Origin of the sequence: Streptococcus suis (assembly GCF_902702775.1) — a bacterium.
GTDB classification, from domain to species: Bacteria; Bacillota; Bacilli; order Lactobacillales; family Streptococcaceae; genus Streptococcus; species Streptococcus hashimotonensis.
In genome coordinates this window covers 2,048,775-2,069,132 of record NZ_LR738724.1, presented here as the reverse complement: position 1 = coordinate 2,069,132, position 20,358 = coordinate 2,048,775, and the positions used below count along the sequence as shown (strand labels likewise).

The window sequence follows — 20,358 nt, the reverse complement described above, 5'->3', positions numbered from 1 at the left end:
AGTGTACAATTCAAACTTATTTATATGGAGGAGTCTATGAAAAAGAAATCCGTTCAGAATATGAAACGAATAGGGATGCTAGAGAAGAAACAGATTTTTGGCATTCGTAAACTAAATGTAGGTGTAGCCTCTGTTGGGATTGCGGCTGCTCTGTTTTTAAGTGGGGCAGGTCAACTAGTGCAGGCAGAGGAAGTTGTCCTCCCTGCGTCAACTAGTTCAACGACTCTTTCGGAACAGGATGGCGGCGCGGTAGAAGCGACCACAACTGAGATAGAAGCTACAGATTCTATGGTAGCTGAAGCGACAGCGGTAAGAGAAACAGCCGATGCAACTGCTTCAGAGGAAGCTCCTATCGAAGAAGGAAGCATTCGTCTGCACTTTGAAAATGTGGACGAAACAGCACCAGAAAGTCAAGGACTGTGGACTTGGGGAGGAGTGGCAGAGCCGTCCGATGGTAATCAATGGCCAACGGATACAGCGAATTTTTCAAGCAGTCAGGTAGATGACTACGGCCATTACGTTGATATTAAAAAATCTGAGACACCAGGAACGATTGGCTATCTGGTCCTCAAGAATGGGGAAAAAATAACAGAATCGGACCAAAAAGTGGAGCTTCTTGTTCCGGAACAGAATGAAGCCTGGATCGCTAGTGACTACAGCGTGTCTAGCTATGAGCCGCTCAAAGATGAGAATGTCCTCCGCATCAATTACACCCGTGAAGACAACAATTATGAAGGTTGGGGCGTTTGGACTTGGGGCGATACGACTGAAGTGAGTGATGGCTGGCCAACAGGTGCCGTTGATTTTAAACTTGGCAAATACGGAGCTTATGTTGACATACCCCTATCGAACGGTTTAGATTCTAAGCTTGGATTTCTGCTAATCAATCAGAATAATCCAGATCTTGCTGGCAATAAAACCATTGATTTAGCCTTTGCAGATCGTAAACGGCATAGCCAAATTTTCCTTCGAAATGATGACGATAAAGTTTATACAAATCCATATTTTATCGAAGAGAAAGTAGAACTCGATACCAGCAAAGCTACTCCGGGTACAAAAAATGTGACACTTGAGGCAAGTGTGAAAGCACCATTCAACTACAATGAAAGTGGCTTGGTATCTGTAACTGTCACCAACCCTGAAAATGCTGAGATTGTCAAAATGGAAGTCGATACAAGTGCCATCGGTGGAGGTCTTGTGCCAATTTCTACTGAGCTCAATCGTGTGACCATTAAAGCGACGTCTAGCACAGCGCCAGGGACCTATAGTCTTCCTGTAAAGGTCTATGACAAGGACAACGGTTACTACGAAACCAGCCTGGATGTGACCATTACAGAGCGTATCAAGGCAGATGGTGAAAAAGACTGGGACGAGCAAGTTATCTACTTCATGATGACAGACCGTTTCTACAATGGAGACACCAGCAATGACAAGCTGGTGGAAGGAACGGCCTCCAACCCACGCGGTCTTTACCAAGGCGGGGACTTCAAAGGAGTGACAGCCAAGCTGGACTACTTGAAAGAATTGGGTGTGGACTCTATCTGGTTGACTCCGATTGTGGAAAATATTCCACAGAATGTCGGTAGCGCAACAGATGGAGAGTACTATGCTTACCATGGTTATTGGGCATCCAATTTTGAGAAACTTAATCCGCATTTGGGAAGTTTAGCTGATTTCCACGAATTGATTGATGCCGCAGCCGAAAAAGGTATAAACATTGTTGTTGACGTGGTGCTTAACCATGCTGGCTATGGTACAGAAGAAACCTTTGCAGGTATGGTACGGACTAAGGAAGAAGATAAGCAGGGAGATGATCAGCTCGGTTCGCTTTCAGGGCTACCTGACTTCAAGACAGAAGAAGCAGCTGTTCGCAATCAGTTGGTTGCTTGGCAAGCATCTTGGTTGGAACGCTCAACAACTGCCAAGGGCAACTCCATCTATGCTTTCCGTGTCGATACAGTCAAACACGTTGATGATACAACCTGGCAGCATTTCAAAAATGAATTGGTGGATAGAGACCCTGACTTCCACTTGATTGGGGAAACTTGGGGAGCTAACTATAAAGATACCAAGGGTGACTTGGGTATCGGTACTATGGACAGTCTGTTGGATTTTGGCTTCAAGGATATTGCCAAATATCTGGTCAATGGTCAACTGAAAGCAGCTGGAAAAGAGCTGGAAGAACGTAGCAAGGTTCTGACTAGTGCAGCTTCTCTGGGTCAATTCTTGGGCAGTCATGACGAAGATGGTTTCCTCTACAGTCTCGGTGGCGCAGAAAAAGAAGGAAATCTAGATAAACTGAAATTGGCTGCTAGTCTCTTGATTACTGCAAAAGGCCAGCCAGTCATTTACTACGGTGAAGAATTAGGTCAATCTGGACAAAACAACTGGCCAGTTTATGACAACCGGTACGATTTCGATTGGAGTAAGGTAGAGACAAGTGACATAGAGGACCATTACCAAAAATTGTTGGCTTTCCGTAATGCCAATTCAACATTGCTCTCACGTGGTGATACAAGCACCCTTGCTGGAAATGATAGCCAAGGTTGGCTTATCAGCAAACGCAGTTACCAAGATCAAGCTGCCTATCTTGTCTTCTCAACCAATACCGAGAACAAGGAAATGGCGATTGAAGTATCTGGTAAAGATGTGGTTGTTACAGATGCCTACACAGGAAAATCTTATCAAGCTATCGAGAAAGACGGTAAATGGGTTGTTCAGGTCGAACTTCCAACTATCGGTCAAGGTGGCACCATGCTCCTTCAGACAGAGGCAGGTGACATCGTCAATGCAAGTGTGCAAGGAGCAACTGAAGAACCGATTGAAGCAGGCTACTTCCGTGTTCACTTTAAAACTCTACCATCTGATAATTTATCTAGCTTAGGTTTATGGACATGGGATGATGTCGAAAAACAATCGTCAGATGTTGGTGCTTGGCCAACGGGTGCAACCAATTTCAGTACCGCTAAACAGGATGACTATGGCTATTATCTGGACATCAAGATGAAAGATGAAACAGCTAGCAAGATTAGTCTTTTGATTAATAACACTTCTGGTGAGAACATCACAGGTGATAAGACCATTGAACGGATTAGCACCAAGATGAATGAAGCTTGGTTTGATGAAAACTATCAACTCAGCCTCTATCAACCACTCAAAGAAGGCTATATCCGTATCAATTACTTCCGTACAGATGGCGATTATGACCAAAAAGGTCTCTGGATCTGGGGAGATGTGACAGATGTTGCCTTGGGTGACTGGCCAAATGGTATTGATTTTGAAAACCAAGGCAAGTATGGTGCCTATATTGATGTTAAATTGACAGATTTACCAAGTTCCATTGGCTTCCTGCTATTGGATGAAAGCAAGTCAGGAGATGATGTGAAGATTCAACAGAAAGATTATAGCTTTAAAGATTTGAAAAATCAGACACAAATCTTCCTCAAGGATGATGATGCGACTATTTACACCAACCCTTATTTTGTCAATAATGTCCGTGTGACAGGTGTTTCTCATGTTAGCCTAACAGCTCTAGAAGCAGTCTTTACAACGCTTGAAGGTGCTGATAAGGAAAGTATTTTAGAAAAATTGTCTGTAACAGATAAAAATGGTCGGACAGTGACTGTGACGGACCTTGTCTTGGATGCTACAAGCAACAAGGTGCGAGTCCTCGGGGATTTCAACCAAGAAAATGCGGGCTATACCCTCAAATATGGCAATGATAGCTTCACAACAACTATGAGCTGGCAATTGAAGGATGAGCTCTATGCTTATGATGGAGAACTTGGTGCGCGTGTGAGTCAGGCTGGTAGTGTCGTTGATATGACTCTCTGGTCTCCAAGTGCAGACAGTGTAGCAGTTGTTCTTTATGATAAGGATGACCAATCTAAGGTGGTCGGTAAATTAGCCATGACCAAGGGCGATAAAGGACAATGGGATCTTGAATTGAATGGTCAATCAGGTCTTGGTATTTCGGACTATCGTGGTTACTACTACCATTATGAAATCACTCGTGGGGATCAATCTGTTCTTGTTTTAGATCCATATGCTAAGTCTTTAGCTGAGTGGAATAGTGATTTGGCAGATACAGATCCATCTTATCGTATTGCAAAAGCTGCGATTGTGGATCCATCAGAAGTTGGTCCAAGTGATTTGAACTATGCCACAATTCCTAACTTCAATCAGCGTGAAGATGCGATTATCTATGAAGCACATGTTCGTGACTTCACATCAGACCCTGCTATTTCTGATGAATTGACAGCTCAGTTCGGTACCTTTGCAGCCTTTGCAGAGCGACTCAGCTACCTTAAGGACTTGGGTGTGACCCATATTCAGCTACTCCCAGTTATGAGCTACTATTTTGTCAATGAATTGAAAAATGCAGAGCGGATGAGCGAGTACGCTTCTAGCAACAGCAACTACAACTGGGGCTATGATCCACAGAGCTACTTTGCCTTTACAGGTATGTATTCTACAGATCCGACCGATCCAATGAAACGCATTGAAGAGTTCAAAAATCTGGTCAATGAAATTCACAAACAAGGCATGGGTGTGATTTTGGATGTGGTCTATAACCACACTTCTAAGACCTTCTTGTTTGAAGATTTGGAGCCAAACTATTACCACTTCATGGAGGCAGATGGTACGGCTAAATCAAGCTTTGGTGGTGGTCGTCTGGGAACTACTCACTACATGAGCCGTCGTGTCTTAGTTGATTCCATCAAGTATCTTGTGGATGAGTTTAAGGTAGATGGTTTCCGCTTCGATATGATGGGGGACCATGATGCCGAAGCGATTGAGCTGGCCTTTACTGAAGCTCAAAAACTCAATCCAAACATTATTATGCTTGGTGAAGGATGGAGAACCTTTACAGGTGATGCTAATCAGCCTGTTCAGCCAGCGGACCAAGACTGGATGAGCTCAACAGATACGGTTGCGGTATTCTCAGATGAAATTCGTAATACACTTAAATCTGGTTATCCAAACGAAGGTCAGCCAGCCTTTATCACAGGCGGTGCTAAGAGTGTAGAATCTGTTTTCAATAACATCAAGGCACAACCAGGCAACTTCTTGGCAGATGATTCAGGCGATGTGATCCAGTATATTGCTGCGCATGACAACTTGACCCTCTTTGATATTATCGCTCAGTCCATCAAGAAGGATCCGTCAGTTGCTGAAAACTATACTGAAATTCACCAACGTCAACGCTTGGGTAATTTGCTAGTCTTGACTGCTCAAGGAACACCGTTTATCCATTCTGGTCAGGAGTATGGACGGACCAAACAGTTCCGCCATCCTGATTACAAGGAGCCAGTTACAGAGGACAAGGTACCAAACAAGGCGCATTTGTTGACCAATGCAGATGGAACGCCATTTGACTATCCATACTACATTCATGATTCTTACGATTCATCGGATGCGGTCAACAAGTTTGACTGGACCAAAGCGACAGATGAGGCGCTCTATCCAGAGAATACCCGTACTCAGGCCTTTACAAAAGGATTGATTGCCTTGCGTAAATCTACAGATGCCTTCCGTTTGGGAACAAAAGAAGAAGTTGAACAGAAGGTTAGCTTGATTTCAATTCCAGGTCAAAATGGTATTGCCAAAAATGATGTGGTCATTGCCTATCAAACCATTGCAAGCAATGGGGACCGCTATGCTGTCTTTGTTAACGCAGACAGCAAGGAGCGCAGTTTTGTTCTTTCTGATATTTACAAAGAATTGCTGAAGGGTCAAGTGCTGGTCGATGGTAAGCGGGCTGGAATAGCAGCGCTGACTGATTTGGTAGGTGTGACATTGACAGATGATGCAGTTGTTCTTGCACCTTTGACTGCAACAGTGATTCGTTTGCCTTATATCATCACAGAAGTTCCAGATACAGCACCTACTGCTGAAGAAAAACCAACCCTAGACTTTACTACGAAAGAACGTACAGAAGAAAAAATTCTTCCTATCGTAGAGGAAATTCGCTATGATGCAAGTCTCTCTACCGATCAATCGTATGTCCTTCAAGAAGGCAAGACTGGTAAGAAAGTTCGGGTTTATCAGGATGTCTTGATTGATGGTAAGGTAGTTGCTACTAATTTGTTATCAGAAACAGTTGTTGATAGCGAAACACGTATTGTTGTGAAAGGCAGTATGGAGGCTAAGAAAGAGGCTGAAAAACCGAGTCTTTCTACTACTGTTCAAGCATCTGGACAAGCGACAAGTGCTGCAAGCAAGGTGAGTCTGCCGATTACGGGTGACCGACAAAGCGATTTGGCACTTCTAGGTCTCGGACTTGCTGGACTTGGATTGACAGTTGCTGCGCAAGGAAGAAAGAAAAAATCGGAAGAATAATAATATTTGGCTCTCCAGTGGAGCACTACTCAAAACCTTGTGAATCTCTTATAAATACAAGGGTTGAGAGTATCACTTCCCTCTAGAAGAGGTTGGTTTTAAACCAACCTCTTCTTTCATGTTTTTTGAAGTTCTTCTAATTTTTTAGGTAAAATAACGTCTATTTATTGATTATTAGAATAAATGGGCTGGTGAACGATAGGGAGGAATTCTGATTAAATCAGCCATTAAAGTTCGGAAATAGTCCAATAGTGAACACAAGCCTGTGCTTTATTTGGTCTTTTTGTTTCCGCTTACATAACTTATAATAAAACCATAAAAATCATTTCAAAAAAGGAGAATGAAAAATGGATTTCCTTCAAACCCCATTAAACTGGTTCTCACAGAATATCCTGCAGAATCCAGCCTTCTTCGTAGGTCTTTTAGTCTTGGTGGGCTATGCCCTTCTAAAGAAAAAGCCTCATGATGTTTTTGCAGGGTTTATCAAAGCGACAGTCGGCTACATGATTTTGAACGTAGCAGCCGGTGGTTTGGTAACAACCTTCCGTCCGATTTTGGCGGCTTTGAACTATAAGTTCCAAATTGATGCAGCAGTTATTGACCCTTACTTCGGTCTTGCAGCAGCAAATGGGAAAATTGCTGAGGAGTTCCCTGATTTCGTATCAGCAGCCACTACAGCACTCTTGATTGGTTTCGGTGTCAACATCCTCTTGGTGGCACTACGTAAGGTTACAAAAGTACGTACTCTGTTCATCACTGGACACATCATGGTACAACAAGCGGCAACTATCTCTTTGATGGTACTCTTCCTCATCCCAGCTCTTCGTAACCAATTCGGTACAGCAGCGATCGGTATCATCTGTGGTATTTACTGGGCAGTCAGCTCAAATATGACAGTTGAAGCAACGCAACGATTAACAGGCGGCGGTGGATTTGCCATCGGTCACCAACAACAATTCGCTATCTGGTTTGTCGATAAGATCGCACCAAAACTTGGTAAAAAAGAAGAAAACTTGGATAACTTGAAGCTACCTAGCTTCCTCAACATCTTCCACGATACAGTTGTTGCTTCAGCGACATTGATGCTTGTGTTCTTCGGTGTGATTTTGTTCATCTTGGGTCCAGAAATCATGGCAAATCCAGAAGTTATCACTTCAGGTGCTCCATACAACCCAGCTAAACAAGATTTCTTCATGTATGTTTTACAAACAGCCTTCACCTTCTCAGTATATCTTTTCATTTTGATGCAAGGTGTCCGCATGTTCGTAGCAGAATTGACAAATGCCTTCCAAGGTATCTCAAGCAAATTGCTTCCAGGTTCATTCCCAGCGGTGGACGTTGCAGCTTCTTACGGCTTCGGTTCCTCTAACGCAGTTCTTTCAGGTTTTGCTTTCGGTTTAATCGGTCAGTTGATTACAATCGTTCTCTTGATTGTCTTCAAGAGTCCAATCCTCATCATCACTGGTTTCGTACCTGTATTCTTTGATAACGCAGCGATCGCAGTGTACGCTGACAAGCGTGGTGGTTGGAAAGCCGCAGCTATCCTTTCCTTCATCTCAGGTGTCCTTCAAGTTGCTCTTGGTGCAGTCTGCGTTGGCTTGCTTGAATTGAGCGGTGGTTACCACGGAAACATTGACTTCGAAGTGCCATGGTTACCATTTGGATTTGCATTTAAGTACCTCGGTATTGCTGGTTATGTTCTTGTCTGCCTCTTCTTATTGGCTATTCCGCAACTTCAATTTGCGAAAGCAAAAGATAAGGAAGCATACTATCGTGGCGAGGCACAAGCAGAATAGTATCCTTGGTCTGTAAAATCAGAACATAATGTATTAAAAATAAAATAGGAGTGAAATTATGGTTAAAGTTTTAACGGCCTGCGGAAATGGCATGGGCTCATCTATGGTTATCAAGATGAAGGTAGAAAACGCCCTTCGTCAACTCGGCGTAACAGATTTTCAATCAGCTTCCTGCTCAGTTGGTGAAGCAAAAGGTTTAGCGGCAGGGTATGATATTGTCGTAGCCTCTAACCACTTGATTTCTGAGTTGGAAGGTCGCACGAAAGGTCACTTGGTTGGTCTTGACAACCTCATGGACGACAACGAAATCAAAACAAAATTACAAGCAGTGCTATAAATAGCCGTTAGGGGTAGGGAGTTTCCCTTCCCCTTTCATATAGCGTGTAGAAGGGAAAAACTATGAATTTACAAAAATCATTTACAGAAAATAATTCCATTCGTTTGGGATTGACAGCGGAAACCTGGCAGGAGGCTGTTCACAAGGCTGTTGAACCGCTGATTGAAAGTGGTGCCGCGACAGAAGAATACTATGATGCCATCATTGCATCGACAGAAGAATATGGTCCCTACTATGTGCTCATGCCTGGTATGGCTATGCCTCACGCCCAAGCAGGTGTTGGCGTCTTGAAGGATTCCTTTGCTTTGATTACCTTGACAAAACCAGTCGTCTTCTCAGATGGGAAAGAAGTGTCTGTTCTGCTCACTCTTGCAGCTACCGATCCAAAGATTCATACATCCGTAGCGATTCCACAAATTATTGCTCTCTTTGAATTGGAAAATTCGATTGAGCGTTTGATTGCTTGTCAAACTCCTGAGGAAGTCTTGGCAATGGTAGAAGAGTCCAAAAACAGTCCTTACCTAGAAGGTTTAGATTTAGAAAGTTAGGAGAAAAAACATGAAACATATTCCAAATTTACAAGTTGCCCTTGACCATTCAGACTTGCAGGGAGCGATTAAAGCAGCTGTTTCCGTTGGTCATGAAGTGGATGTTATCGAGGCAGGTACCGTTTGTTTGCTTCAAGTTGGTAGTGAATTGGTAGAAGTGCTACGCAGCCTTTTCCCAGACAAAATTATCGTTGCAGATACCAAGTGTGCGGACGCGGGTGGTACGGTTGCTAAAAACAATGCTGTTCGTGGTGCGGACTGGATGACCTGTATCTGTTCTGCAACTATTCCAACTATGGAAGCTGCTTTGAAGGCCATCAAGGAAGTTCGTGGTGATAAGGGTGAAATCCAAATCGAACTCTATGGTGACTGGACTTATGAACAGGCTCAACTCTGGTTGGATGCTGGCATTTCCCAAGCGATTTACCACCAATCTCGTGACGCCCTCCTTGCTGGCGAAACTTGGGGCGAAAAAGACCTCAATAAAGTGAAAAAATTGGTTGATATGGGCTTCCGTGTTTCTGTGACAGGTGGTTTGGACGTTGATACCCTTAAACTCTTTGAGGGAGTAGATGTCTTCACCTTTATCGCAGGTCGCGGTATTACAGAAGCGGCAGATCCAGCAGCTGCGGCGCGTGAATTTAAAGACGAAATCCGTCGTATTTGGGGGTAAGACCCATGGCACGACCAATCGGAATATATGAAAAGGCAACGCCCAAACACTTCACATGGAAGGAACGCTTGGAGTTTGCCAAAGAATTAGGTTTCGACTTTGTGGAAATGTCGGTGGATGAGAGCGATGCACGTTTGGCTCGTTTGGAGTGGACCAAGGAAGAGCGTTTGGAGCTGGTCAAAGCCATCTATGAAACAGGTGTCCGCATTCCGACTATTTGCTTCTCTGGTCACCGTCGTTATCCGCTTGGCTCCAATGATCCTGCTCTTGAAGCCAAGTCCTTAGAAACCATGAAACAGTGTATCGAACTGGCTCAGGACCTTGGCGTTCGTGTCATCCAGTTGGCTGGCTACGACGTTTACTATGAAGAAAAATCGCCTGAAACTAGAGAGCGTTTCATCAAGAATCTTCGTCATGCTTGTGACTGGGCTGAGCAGGCTCAGGTCATGTTGGCTATTGAGATTATGGATGATCCATTTATCAACTCTGTTGAAAAATACCTAGCTGTTGAAAAAGAAATCGATTCGCCCTATCTCTTTGTCTATCCAGATACTGGAAATGTGTCTGCTTGGCACAATGACATTTACAGCGAATTTTATCTGGGACACCGTTCCATCGCAGCTCTTCACCTCAAAGATACCTATGCGGTAACCGAGAACTCCAAGGGACAATTTCGTGATGTTCCATTCGGTCAGGGCTGTGTGGACTGGGACAATATGTTTGCAGTATTGAAAAAGACCAATTACCAAGGTCCATTCTTGATTGAGATGTGGTCTGAAAACTGCGAAACAGTTGAGGAAACACGATCTGCTATCAAGGAGGCACAAGATTTCCTCTATCCATTGATTGAGAAAGCGGGGTTGAACTAATGCCAAAAGATTTACAGGAAATGCGCCAACGGGTCTATGAAGCCAACGTCGCCCTGCCTGCTCATGGGCTTGTCAAGTTTACCTGGGGCAACGTATCAGAAGTCTGCCGAGAACTTGGTCGCATCGTCATTAAGCCTTCTGGTGTGGACTATGAAAAATTGTCCCCAGAAAACATGGTGGTGACCGACTTGGACGGAAATGTAGTGGAAGGAGATCTGAATCCTTCGTCTGATTTGGCGACCCACGTTGCCCTCTACAAGGCTTGGCCCAATGTCCATGCTGTCGTGCATACGCATTCGACAGAAGCAGTGGGTTGGGCTCAGGCTGGTCGTGACATTCCATTTTATGGGACAACTCATGCGGATTATTTCTATGGTCCGGTACCGTGTGCCCGTTCCTTGACGGCTGAAGAGGTGAATGCGGCCTATGAAAAAGAAACAGGTGCAGTCATCATCGAGGAATTCGAGCGTCGTGGTATCGACCCAGTCGCTGTTCCAGGAATTGTTGTCCGCAATCATGGACCATTTACCTGGGGCAAGGATCCTGCTCAGGCAGTTTACCATAGCGTTGTCCTTGAGGAAGTGGCTCGGATGAACCGCTACACCGAACAAATCAATCCACGGGTGGAGCCAGCGCCAAGCTATATCATGGACAAGCATTACCTCCGTAAACATGGTCCTAATGCCTACTATGGACAAAAGGGTGACGAACATTAAGTTCTTGTGTGAAAAAAACAGTAGGGAAAAGTAGCAGACTCCCCAAAAGGGAGAACTGCTTTTTCCCTTTTGATGAGGAGAAAGATGAGGAAATTTTTACAGGATAGTCTGACAGAGACAGCCTACTATTTAGAATTGATTTTATCTGCCATACTTGGCTTAGCCCTTTTAGCCTTGTCAGCGCTTCTTTTTGCAGACCTGCTTAGCTCATTAGCTGGTGATATTCAAGCGGATACGTTTATTCAAAATTTTCTGAGTCGTGCAATGACCTTGGCGGTCGGAGTCGAATTTATCAAAATGCTTTGCAAACAGTCATCTAGCACCGTGATTGAGGTACTCCTAGTTGCCATTGCTCGCCAACTGATTGTAGAGCATGGTTCTAGTAGTGATTACTTGATTGGAATTATTTCGGTTGCCATCCTATTTGCAGTGCGAAAATACCTCTTCACTCAGTTTGATGATTCCAATAATATTATCATGCGTGCCAGCCAGAAAGTAAAAGTGGCTAATATCATCGCACGAGTAAAAATTCCAAGTGAAGGTAGCGAGACTTTGAGAGATTTTGTGACACGAAAACTCAATGAAGAGGAGAAAACCATTGCTATTGGTGCCTGTGTATATTTGAAAAATGTTGCCCTTCGGATAGATAACATGCACGGAGAACTGATTACCCGAGTAGAAATTATTAAAAGCATCTATTAATTCTAACTAAAGATATTTATGCAACATAAAACAAGTAATAATCAGATGAATTTTAATAATTATTAGAATATCTAAGGTAATTATGTTAAGATAGTAATGGGACGGGGGAAAGAGGAGGAGAATCTTGTTATTAGATAAGAGTAGTTGCGCTCTACTGAGGTACCTGATTGGTCTGCAGGAACCTGAGACAATCATGGCTATTTCCAAGGGCTTGCAACAATCACGTCGAAAAATCTATTACCATCTAGAAAAAATCAATGATGCCTTACCAACAACTGTAGAGAGTATTGAAAGCTTACCTCGCATCGGTATTCGACTTACCGAAGCGCAAAAACTAGCCTGTCGAGATCTTCTCGATTCTATTGATTCGTACACCTACGTCATGAGCATGCCTGAGCGCATTCAGCTGATGTTGGTATATATCTGTATCACACCAGAAAGAGTGACCATTGAACGGCTAATGGAGTTGACAGAAGTCTCTCGTAATACGGTCTTAAATGATTTGAATGAAATTCGAACCCAGTTGGCTCAAGAACAATACAAGATGACCCTCTATGTTTCTAAGAGTCAGGGCTATAGTCTGGTTTGTCACCCTTTAAATAAAATCCAATATGTCCACTCGCTTCTCTATACCATCTTCTTGGACGCCAATAAAGGTTTTTTGCAGGTTCTAGAAGATAAGTTGTTTGAGTTGGTAGGGTGTCAGTTGCTCTTCTCCGAAGAAATGGCACAATTTTTACAGGGACAAGTATCGCAGTTAGAAAAGAAACTAGGCAAGAAGATCAATCGCTACGAAATCGAGTTTATGCTCAAAGTATTGCCTTTCTTGCTCCTTAGCTATCGCAATATGGAGCTGGATGACTTGGAAGAACGAGCCATTCTCAAAGAATTTGAACAAGTTCGAGAGCGTATAGAGTACCGAGTTGCTCAGGAATTGAAAGATGCCTTGTTGCAAACCTTTGATTTGAAATTGGATGAAATAGAAATCTCCCTGATTGCCATTCTACTTCTATCCTATCGAAAGGATAGCGATGTTCATGTATTCAGCCAAGATTTCATTGACTTGAAGCGTGTGGTAGAGCGATTTATTCATCATTTTGAGATACATTCACCATTTGAATTGGAAAATCCAGATGAATTAGCCAAACATCTCTTGGCACATTGCAAGGCTCTGTTGTTCAGAAAAACCTACGGCATCCTATCTAAAAATCCAATGGTCCAACAAATCCAAGATAAATACGGTACCCTGTTTGCTATGACACGGGTTTCTGGAAAGATTTTGGAGGAGGAGTGGCAGATTGAGTTATCCGATGGAGATATTGCCTATTTGACGATTCATCTAGGAGGCGCTATTCGACGCAGTGGTACGCGCAAGGCACAGACACAGATTGTCTATTTAATCTGTGATGAAGGGGTGTCAGTCCAACGCTTACTTTATAAACAATGCCAGCATCATTTGCCAGATAAGAAGATTGGCGCCGTCTTTACCACTGAACAATTCAAGAGTGTCGAAGACTTACTAGAGGTTGATTTCTTGATTACAACCAGCGATGGGTTGGAAACGGATTTCCCTTTGGTGCAGGTTCACCCCATTTTAGATTTTGATGATGTGCTGAACATGACTCATTTTGCAAAATATCGTAGTTTGGCAGATGAAAAACAAGTTTTTGCAGTAGAACTAGACAAGCTTTTGTCGGGATATATCGCAGACGGAAGGACCGCTCGAGAACTCAAACAACGGCTACAAAAACTGATTACCAATGAATTATTAACCAATTTATCCAGTCAAGATATTGAAACAGATCTGTATTAGGGTAAAGTCCAAGTGTGAACACAAGCCTGTGTTTTATTTGGTCTTTTTTTTGTTGCCTTTGAAGCATATACTAGAAGCATAGAAACGTACCTTATAGGAGGAATGGAAAATGGCTAAAGTTCAAGATATTACAAGAGAATCCTGGATTCTTTCAACCTTCCCAGAATGGGGAACTTGGCTCAATGAAGAAATTGAAGAAGAAGCAGTGCCAGAAGGCAACTTTGCTATGTGGTGGCTTGGAAACTGCGGTGTCTGGATTAAAACACCAGGTGGTGCGAACGTGGTCATGGACCTCTGGTCATCACGTGGAAAATCCACTAAAAAAGTGAAAGATATGGTTTGGGGACACCAGATGGCTAACATGGCAGGTGTGCGCAAATTGCAACCAAACTTGCGTGTGCAGCCAATGGTTATCGACCCATTTGCCATCAATGAATTGGACTACTACCTAGTATCGCACGTCCACAGTGACCACATGGATATCAGCACAGCCGCTGCCATCATCAACAATCCTAAATTGGACCACGTCAAATTTGTCGGTCCAGTTGAAAGTGGCGACATCTGGGAAAAATGGGGTGTGCCTGCTGACCGTATTATCCGCATCGCACCAGGTGATAGCTTTGAATTCAAAGACATCAAGGTCCACGCTGTAGAATCCTTCGACCGTACTTGCTTGGTGACACTTCCCATCGAAGGTTATGACGAAAATGGTGGTAAATTAGCAGGACTTCCTGTGACAGATGAACTCATGGCTCGCAAGGCAGTCAACTATGTCTTTGAAACACCTGGCGGAACCATCTACCACGGTGCAGACTCCCACTTCTCAAACTACTTTGCAAAACACGGTCGCGACTTCAACATCGACGTTGCTATCAACAACTACGGTGACAACCCAATCGGTATCCAAGACAAGATGACCTCAATCGACCTTCTCCGTATGGCAGAAAACTTGCGTGCTAAGGTAATCATCCCTGTTCACTATGACATCTGGTCTAACTTCATGGCGTCAACAGATGAAATCTTGCAGCTCTGGAAAATGCGTAAGGAACGCTTGCAATACGCTTTCCATCCATTCATCTGGGAAGTTGGCGGCAAGTATACTTATCCGATGGACAAGGACCGTATTGAATATCACCACCCACGTGGCTTTGATGATTGCTTCTTAGAAGACTCAAATATTCAATTTAAGGCTTTGTTATAAGATTTAGAACTCTCTTGCTCCATAGAGACGAGGAGAGGTACTATAAACTCTGATAAAGTATGAAATGTGCGAATTACTACTGTTCACTCCAAGGGCGGGACGAAAGTCCTGCCTCTTTTCTACGGACAATTTATTTCTCGCTTCATTTCAAACAGACATAGAAAACGCTTTATGGTATAATAAATTCATGACTTTAAAAAAGGAGAAAAACATGTCAAATCTTTCAGTCAATGCGATTCGTTTCCTTGGTATTGATGCCATCGAAAAATCAAAATCAGGTCACCCAGGTGTCGTCATGGGTGCGGCTCCAATGGCCTACAGCCTTTTTACTAAAGAACTTCGTATCAACCCAGCTCAGCCAAACTGGGTGAACCGTGACCGCTTTATCTTATCAGCAGGTCATGGGTCAATGCTCCTCTACGGACTTCTTCATTTGTCAGGATTTGAAGATGTCACTATGGATGAAATCAAGAACTTCCGTCAATGGGGTTCAAAAACACCAGGTCACCCAGAATTTGGTCACACAGCAGGTGTAGATGCAACAACAGGTCCTCTTGGACAAGGTATCTCAACTGCGACAGGTTTTGCGCAAGCAGAGCGTTTCCTTGCAGCTAAGTACAACCGTGATGGTTTCCCAATCTTTGACCACTATACTTACGTAATCTGTGGTGATGGCGACTTGATGGAGGGTGTTTCTGCAGAAGCGGCTTCTTACGCAGGTCTTCAAAAATTAGAAAAACTCATCGTTCTTTACGATTCAAATGACATCAACTTGGATGGCGAAACAAAAGACTCCTTCACAGAAGATGTACGTGCCCGTTACAATGCTTATGGCTGGCATACAGACCTCGTAACAGACGGTACAGATGTAGATGCCATCTTTGCTGCTATTGAAAAGGCAAAAGCAGCTGGTAAGCCATCTCTTATCGAAATCAAGACTGTTATCGGTCATGGTTCACCAAACAAACAAGGTACAAATGCCGTTCACGGTGCTCCACTTGGTGCAGAAGAAACAGAAGCAACTCGTAAGGCGCTTGATTGGAACTATGGTCCATTTGAAATTCCAGCTGAAGTCTATGCGGACTTTAAAGCTAATGTAGCTGATCGCGGTGCAGCAGCCTACGATGCTTGGGTGAAATTAGTTGAAGACTACAAAGTAGCTCATCCAGAATTAGCAGCTGAAGTAACAGCTATCTTGGAAGGTCGTGACGTAGTTGAAATCAAGCCAGAAGACTTCCCAGTTTACGAAAATGGTTTCTCACAAGCAACTCGTAACTCATCACAAGATGCCCTCAACGCAGCGGCTAAAGTTTTGCCAACCTTCCTTGGAGGTTCAGCTGACTTGGCTCACTCAAACATGACCTATATCAAGGAAGATGGTTTGCAAGATTCAGTAAATCCACTCAACCGCAATATCCAGTTTGGTGTGCGTGAATTTGCTATGGGTACTATCTTGAACGGTATGGCAGCTCACGGTGGACTTCGTGTTTACGGTGGTACCTTCTTCGTCTTCTCAGACTATGTGAAAGCAGCAGTTCGTTTGTCAGCTCTTCAAGGTCTTCCTGTGACTTATGTCTTCACACACGATTCTATCGCAGTCGGTGAAGATGGTCCAACTCACGAGCCGATCGAGCACTTGGCAGGACTTCGTGCTATGCCAAACCTCAATGTCTTCCGTCCAGCAGATGCGCGTGAAACACAGGCAGCTTGGTACTTGTCATTGACCAGCAAGTCTACACCATCAGCCCTTGTTCTCACTCGTCAAAACTTGACAGTTGAAGAAGGAACAGACTTTGACAAGGTTGCAAAAGGGGCTTATGTTGTCTATGAAGCAGCAGGCTTTGATACAATCCTTCTTGCATCTGGTTCAGAAGTGAACTTGGCTGTTAAAGCTGCCAAAGAACTAGAAGCAGCAGGCACTAAGGTTCGTGTGGTTTCTGTGCCATCAACTGAACTCTTCGATGCACAAGACGCTGCCTACAAGGAAGAAATCCTTCCAAATGCCATCCGTCGTCGCTTGGCAATTGAAATGGGTGCAACTCAAAGTTGGTACAAGTATGTCGGTCTTGACGGTAAAGTCCTTGGTATCGACACATTCGGTGCCTCAGCTCCAGCCCAAACAGTTATTGATAACTACGGTTTCACAGTAGAAAATGTTGTGAAATTAGTTGGCGAATTGTAATAGAAAATATCAGAGACAGCCTTTCGAGGCTGTTTTTGACATTTTTTAAAAAAATTTCTTGACAATATCGACAATATCGACAATATCGACAATAAACGATATATTAATATCTGTAAATATCAATGTTGCTCCCCCTACCTTCTCGACTGAGGAGGTATTTTTATATTTTTAAGGTGATAGAAGGGCAGCATTTTGAAAGAAATGTGTGACAAGGAAGAAGTAGTGTTAGATTCATTTTGATAGCAGAGAAATAAAGAAGTGATTTTGAACTGTTATCAGGGCTGTGCTATAATAGATTTATGAACTATACACATGAAGAAAAAGAGTATTTTATGACTCAGGCATTGCAGGAAGCTAGAAAGTCGCTAGAAAAGGATGAAATTCCAATTGGTTGTGTGATTGTCAAGGATGGCCAGATTATTGGCAGAGGGCATAATGCACGTGAGGAACTCAATCAGGCAATCATGCACGCTGAGGTTATGGCAATCCAAGAAGCTAACAATGTTGAAGGGAATTGGCGCTTGCTTGATTCGACCCTTTTTGTGACGATTGAACCTTGTGTGATGTGTAGCGGAGCCATTGGCCTAGCACGCATTCCGCAGGTTATCTATGGAGCAACCAACAAAAAGTTTGGAGCTGCAGGGAGTCTCTATGACATTCTGACAGATGAGCGGCTCAACCACCGTGTCAAGGTAGAAACAGGTATTTTAGAAGCGGAATGTGCCAATATCATGCAAGATTTTTTTAGACAACGCAGAGAAAGTCAGAAGGCTGCTAAGCTTATCATGAAAGCCCAAGAGGACCATGCAGACAATCCATCTTGTTAGGTCCCCACTTGCACTCTGGCCAAATTGTGTTATAATAATAAACGGAGCAACATTCGTGCGTGAAGCGGGTCAGGGGAGGAATCCAGCAGCCCTAAGCGAGGTCGAATGTGTGCTCTTTTTGCGTACAGTCCAAAAACCCTTTGAAATCAAGCTTTCAGAGGGTTTTCTTTATCTTATTTTTAGAAGTGAGGGGCAAAATAGGGGCGGCTTAAGAAAACTTTTTGGATGCTCTGCTATTCTACTGAGGAATAAGGAGGAAAGCCTATGTTTTTATTTGCCTTTCCAGGTATGGGAAAAACGACACTTGCTAAGAAATATACAGATGTTGTGGACTTAGAAATGTCCGACATTAAGTACGATAATAGCAGTGTTCGTCATTTAACGAAAGAGGAGCGAAAATCCACCAAACGTCCACTGAAGGATAAACGCTATAAAACAATCTATGTCAATAAGGCCTATACTCTTAATAGACAAGGAAAGACAGTCCTAGTAGCGCTGAATTTTCTGATGAGAATGTTGCTGACCATGTCTATACGCGGTGGTGTACCATTTCATATCTATATTCCCCACCCTTCTCTCAAAGAAGAATACCGCCAACGTTACATTTCAAGAGGCAACAACGACCGGTTCATCTTTGAAGTCATGTTCATTTGGTATCCTGCCCTCATTCCACTTTACCTACTATCGAAGATTTTCCCTAAATGGATTACAGTAACCCAGTCGGGAGAGACTTTGGAGGATTATCACTTGAAGAGTTTCTCCATTAGAAAAGACTGTTACCATAAAGGACTTGTTAAAGGAATGGTATTATAGTAAAATGAGGTGGAGATTAAATAGAAATTAGGAATCCTTTATGAAAGTAGCCTTCTGTGTAACTGATTCACACATTGACTATGTTATTACCACTATTGAAGCCATTTGTACTTATCATTCCACGGTAAAAGTAGCCATTCTTTCATCTGATTTATCAGATGTATCTAGGAAAAAGTTAAATCGTCTTCCAATCGAAGAACTAAGACTTTATACTGAGCTAGATAGAGGCAAGGTTGAGAAACTTCCAATGACAATGCACCATATCACATTGGAAACTTATTTTAGGTACTTTGTACCAGAATTACTATCTGACTGGGATAAGGTACTCTATTTGGACAGTGACTTACTAATTGCGGGAGATCTGACAGAATTTTGGGAAACAGATCTTTCAGATGCCTACTTAGCTGGGGTATCAGAATTGGATATTATTCGACATTATGCGGCCTACAAGAAGAGTATTGGCTTTGAATTAGATGAACTTTATGTGAATGCAGGTGTCTTATTGATGAACCTAGAAGCAATGAGACGAGATAATATCACAAATCTACTTTTCGCAGAAACAGAGCGTTTGACGGGACAGATTCAGTTTCAGGACCAAGATGTTATAAATATTGCTCTGAAGGGTAAAATCGTAGAGGTACCATTACGATATAACTATACTGCTGAGGCTATGCGACAAAATCGTTTACCGATTGAAGAAGTAGCAATATTCCATTACAATTCTGCTCATATTAAGCCTTGGATAAAGTGGGATAAAAATTGGGAATCTCCTGTAGGTGAGATTATTTCTCTTTGGAGAAATAATTATAAGGAAGTAATGAAAGCATACGGTGGTGTCAGTGTCATCGTAGCTTTTCGGAACCAAGAGGAAACATTAGGTCACACCCTATCAGCTCTTGTTAATCAGGCTTTTCATAATATTGAAATTATATTAGTTGACGCAAACTCCGATGATCAATCTTCGGCAATTTGCCAAACTTTTGCTCAGCGAGACAGTCGTATTCAGTATCACTACCAGGCTGCCACATCATTAAACCAAGCTAGAGAGAGGGGATTACGGGCAGCAAGTAGACCATATATTCTTTTTGTTGAAGAGGGTGATTTTGTTTTTGATGAAGGTATCGCTGTTCTATATAAATTAGCAGAGTCAACCGAGTCGGATGTGTTAGTAGGTGCATTTGCTAGATTTAGAAGTGGCCGTTTTCAATTCCTCCCCTATCCTCCATATAGATTAGCACGTAAGTCACTCTCCACAATTGCGAATGAAATGCAGGCATCGAATGCGCGCCATCTATTTTATACAAAGGTCTGGGGAAATCTCTATCGAAGAAATATACTGATGGGACTTCGTTTTACTGGGGATGACCAGCAACAAGAAACATTTGTCTGGGGAGCTCTTCAGCGAGCTCAGAATATTTATGTTTTAAACCAACAAGTCTATGTTTGTCGAGTAAAGGAATAAGCTGTCATAAAACATTTCATGAAAATAAATGAAAATTGATAAATTTCTTGAAAAAAATATGATAAAGCGTTATCATA

The 20,358-nt window shown here is 43.0% G+C and carries 14 protein-coding genes and 1 other RNA gene; all 15 read left to right on the top strand.

Annotation, left to right across the window (positions count from 1 at the left end):
- Positions 1-36: 36 nt before the first annotated feature.
- The 15 genes from GPW69_RS09975 to GPW69_RS09905 all read left to right on the top strand — a co-directional run bounded on the left by GPW69_RS09975 (position 37) and on the right by GPW69_RS09905 (position 20,281).
- On the top strand, positions 37-6,342 hold the full coding sequence (locus GPW69_RS09975; RefSeq protein WP_171841458.1) for a pullulanase: 6,306 nt from the start codon (positions 37-39) through the stop codon (positions 6,340-6,342).
- A gap of 347 nt (positions 6,343-6,689) precedes the next feature.
- Complete coding sequence (locus GPW69_RS09970) at positions 6,690-8,138, top strand: PTS sugar transporter subunit IIC (RefSeq protein WP_074391239.1); 1,449 nt, start codon at positions 6,690-6,692, stop codon at positions 8,136-8,138.
- A gap of 58 nt (positions 8,139-8,196) precedes the next feature.
- The gene (locus tag GPW69_RS09965; RefSeq protein ID WP_009910950.1) at positions 8,197-8,475 is read left to right on the top strand and encodes a PTS sugar transporter subunit IIB; all 279 of its coding nucleotides are present in this window, start codon (positions 8,197-8,199) and stop codon (positions 8,473-8,475) included.
- Positions 8,476-8,537: 62 nt separating this feature from the next.
- On the top strand, positions 8,538-9,023 hold the full coding sequence (locus GPW69_RS09960; protein ID WP_012027941.1) for a PTS sugar transporter subunit IIA: 486 nt from the start codon (positions 8,538-8,540) through the stop codon (positions 9,021-9,023).
- A gap of 10 nt (positions 9,024-9,033) precedes the next feature.
- A complete protein-coding gene (locus tag GPW69_RS09955; protein ID WP_002939878.1) occupies positions 9,034-9,696 on the top strand; it encodes a 3-keto-L-gulonate-6-phosphate decarboxylase UlaD in 663 nt (220 codons plus the stop codon).
- A gap of 5 nt (positions 9,697-9,701) precedes the next feature.
- Positions 9,702-10,565, top strand: coding sequence for an L-ribulose-5-phosphate 3-epimerase (locus tag GPW69_RS09950; protein WP_074391238.1), 864 nt, complete (start codon positions 9,702-9,704; stop codon positions 10,563-10,565).
- Positions 10,565-11,281: an L-ribulose-5-phosphate 4-epimerase gene (locus GPW69_RS09945; protein WP_024407670.1), complete on the top strand. Its 717-nt coding sequence runs from the start codon at positions 10,565-10,567 to the stop codon at positions 11,279-11,281. Before GPW69_RS09950 ends, GPW69_RS09945 begins: the two co-directional genes overlap by 1 nt.
- 84 nt (positions 11,282-11,365) lie before the next feature.
- The gene (locus tag GPW69_RS09940; RefSeq protein ID WP_074391237.1) at positions 11,366-11,983 is read left to right on the top strand and encodes a phosphate-starvation-inducible PsiE family protein; all 618 of its coding nucleotides are present in this window, start codon (positions 11,366-11,368) and stop codon (positions 11,981-11,983) included.
- Between the two features lie 124 nt (positions 11,984-12,107).
- The gene (locus tag GPW69_RS09935) at positions 12,108-13,796 is read left to right on the top strand and encodes a BglG family transcription antiterminator (protein WP_029170952.1); all 1,689 of its coding nucleotides are present in this window, start codon (positions 12,108-12,110) and stop codon (positions 13,794-13,796) included.
- A gap of 109 nt (positions 13,797-13,905) precedes the next feature.
- Entirely contained in the window at positions 13,906-14,997 is a 1,092-nt protein-coding gene (ulaG, locus tag GPW69_RS09930) for an L-ascorbate 6-phosphate lactonase (RefSeq protein ID WP_074391236.1), read from the top strand.
- Between the two features lie 211 nt (positions 14,998-15,208).
- The gene (gene tkt, locus GPW69_RS09925) at positions 15,209-17,179 is read left to right on the top strand and encodes a transketolase (protein WP_024395431.1); all 1,971 of its coding nucleotides are present in this window, start codon (positions 15,209-15,211) and stop codon (positions 17,177-17,179) included.
- 299 nt (positions 17,180-17,478) lie between these two features.
- Positions 17,479-18,006, top strand: a complete 528-nt coding sequence (gene tadA / locus GPW69_RS09920; RefSeq protein WP_029170954.1) for a tRNA adenosine(34) deaminase TadA — start codon at positions 17,479-17,481, stop codon at positions 18,004-18,006.
- Positions 18,007-18,042: 36 nt separating this feature from the next.
- Positions 18,043-18,132, top strand: an RNA gene (gene ffs / locus GPW69_RS09915) — signal recognition particle sRNA small type.
- A 138-nt stretch (positions 18,133-18,270) separates the two neighbouring features.
- Positions 18,271-18,819, top strand: a complete 549-nt coding sequence (locus GPW69_RS09910) for a hypothetical protein (protein WP_074391235.1) — start codon at positions 18,271-18,273, stop codon at positions 18,817-18,819.
- Between the two features lie 40 nt (positions 18,820-18,859).
- On the top strand, positions 18,860-20,281 hold the full coding sequence (locus GPW69_RS09905; protein ID WP_074391234.1) for a glycosyltransferase family 8 protein: 1,422 nt from the start codon (positions 18,860-18,862) through the stop codon (positions 20,279-20,281).
- The last annotated feature ends 77 nt before the right edge of the window (positions 20,282-20,358 follow it).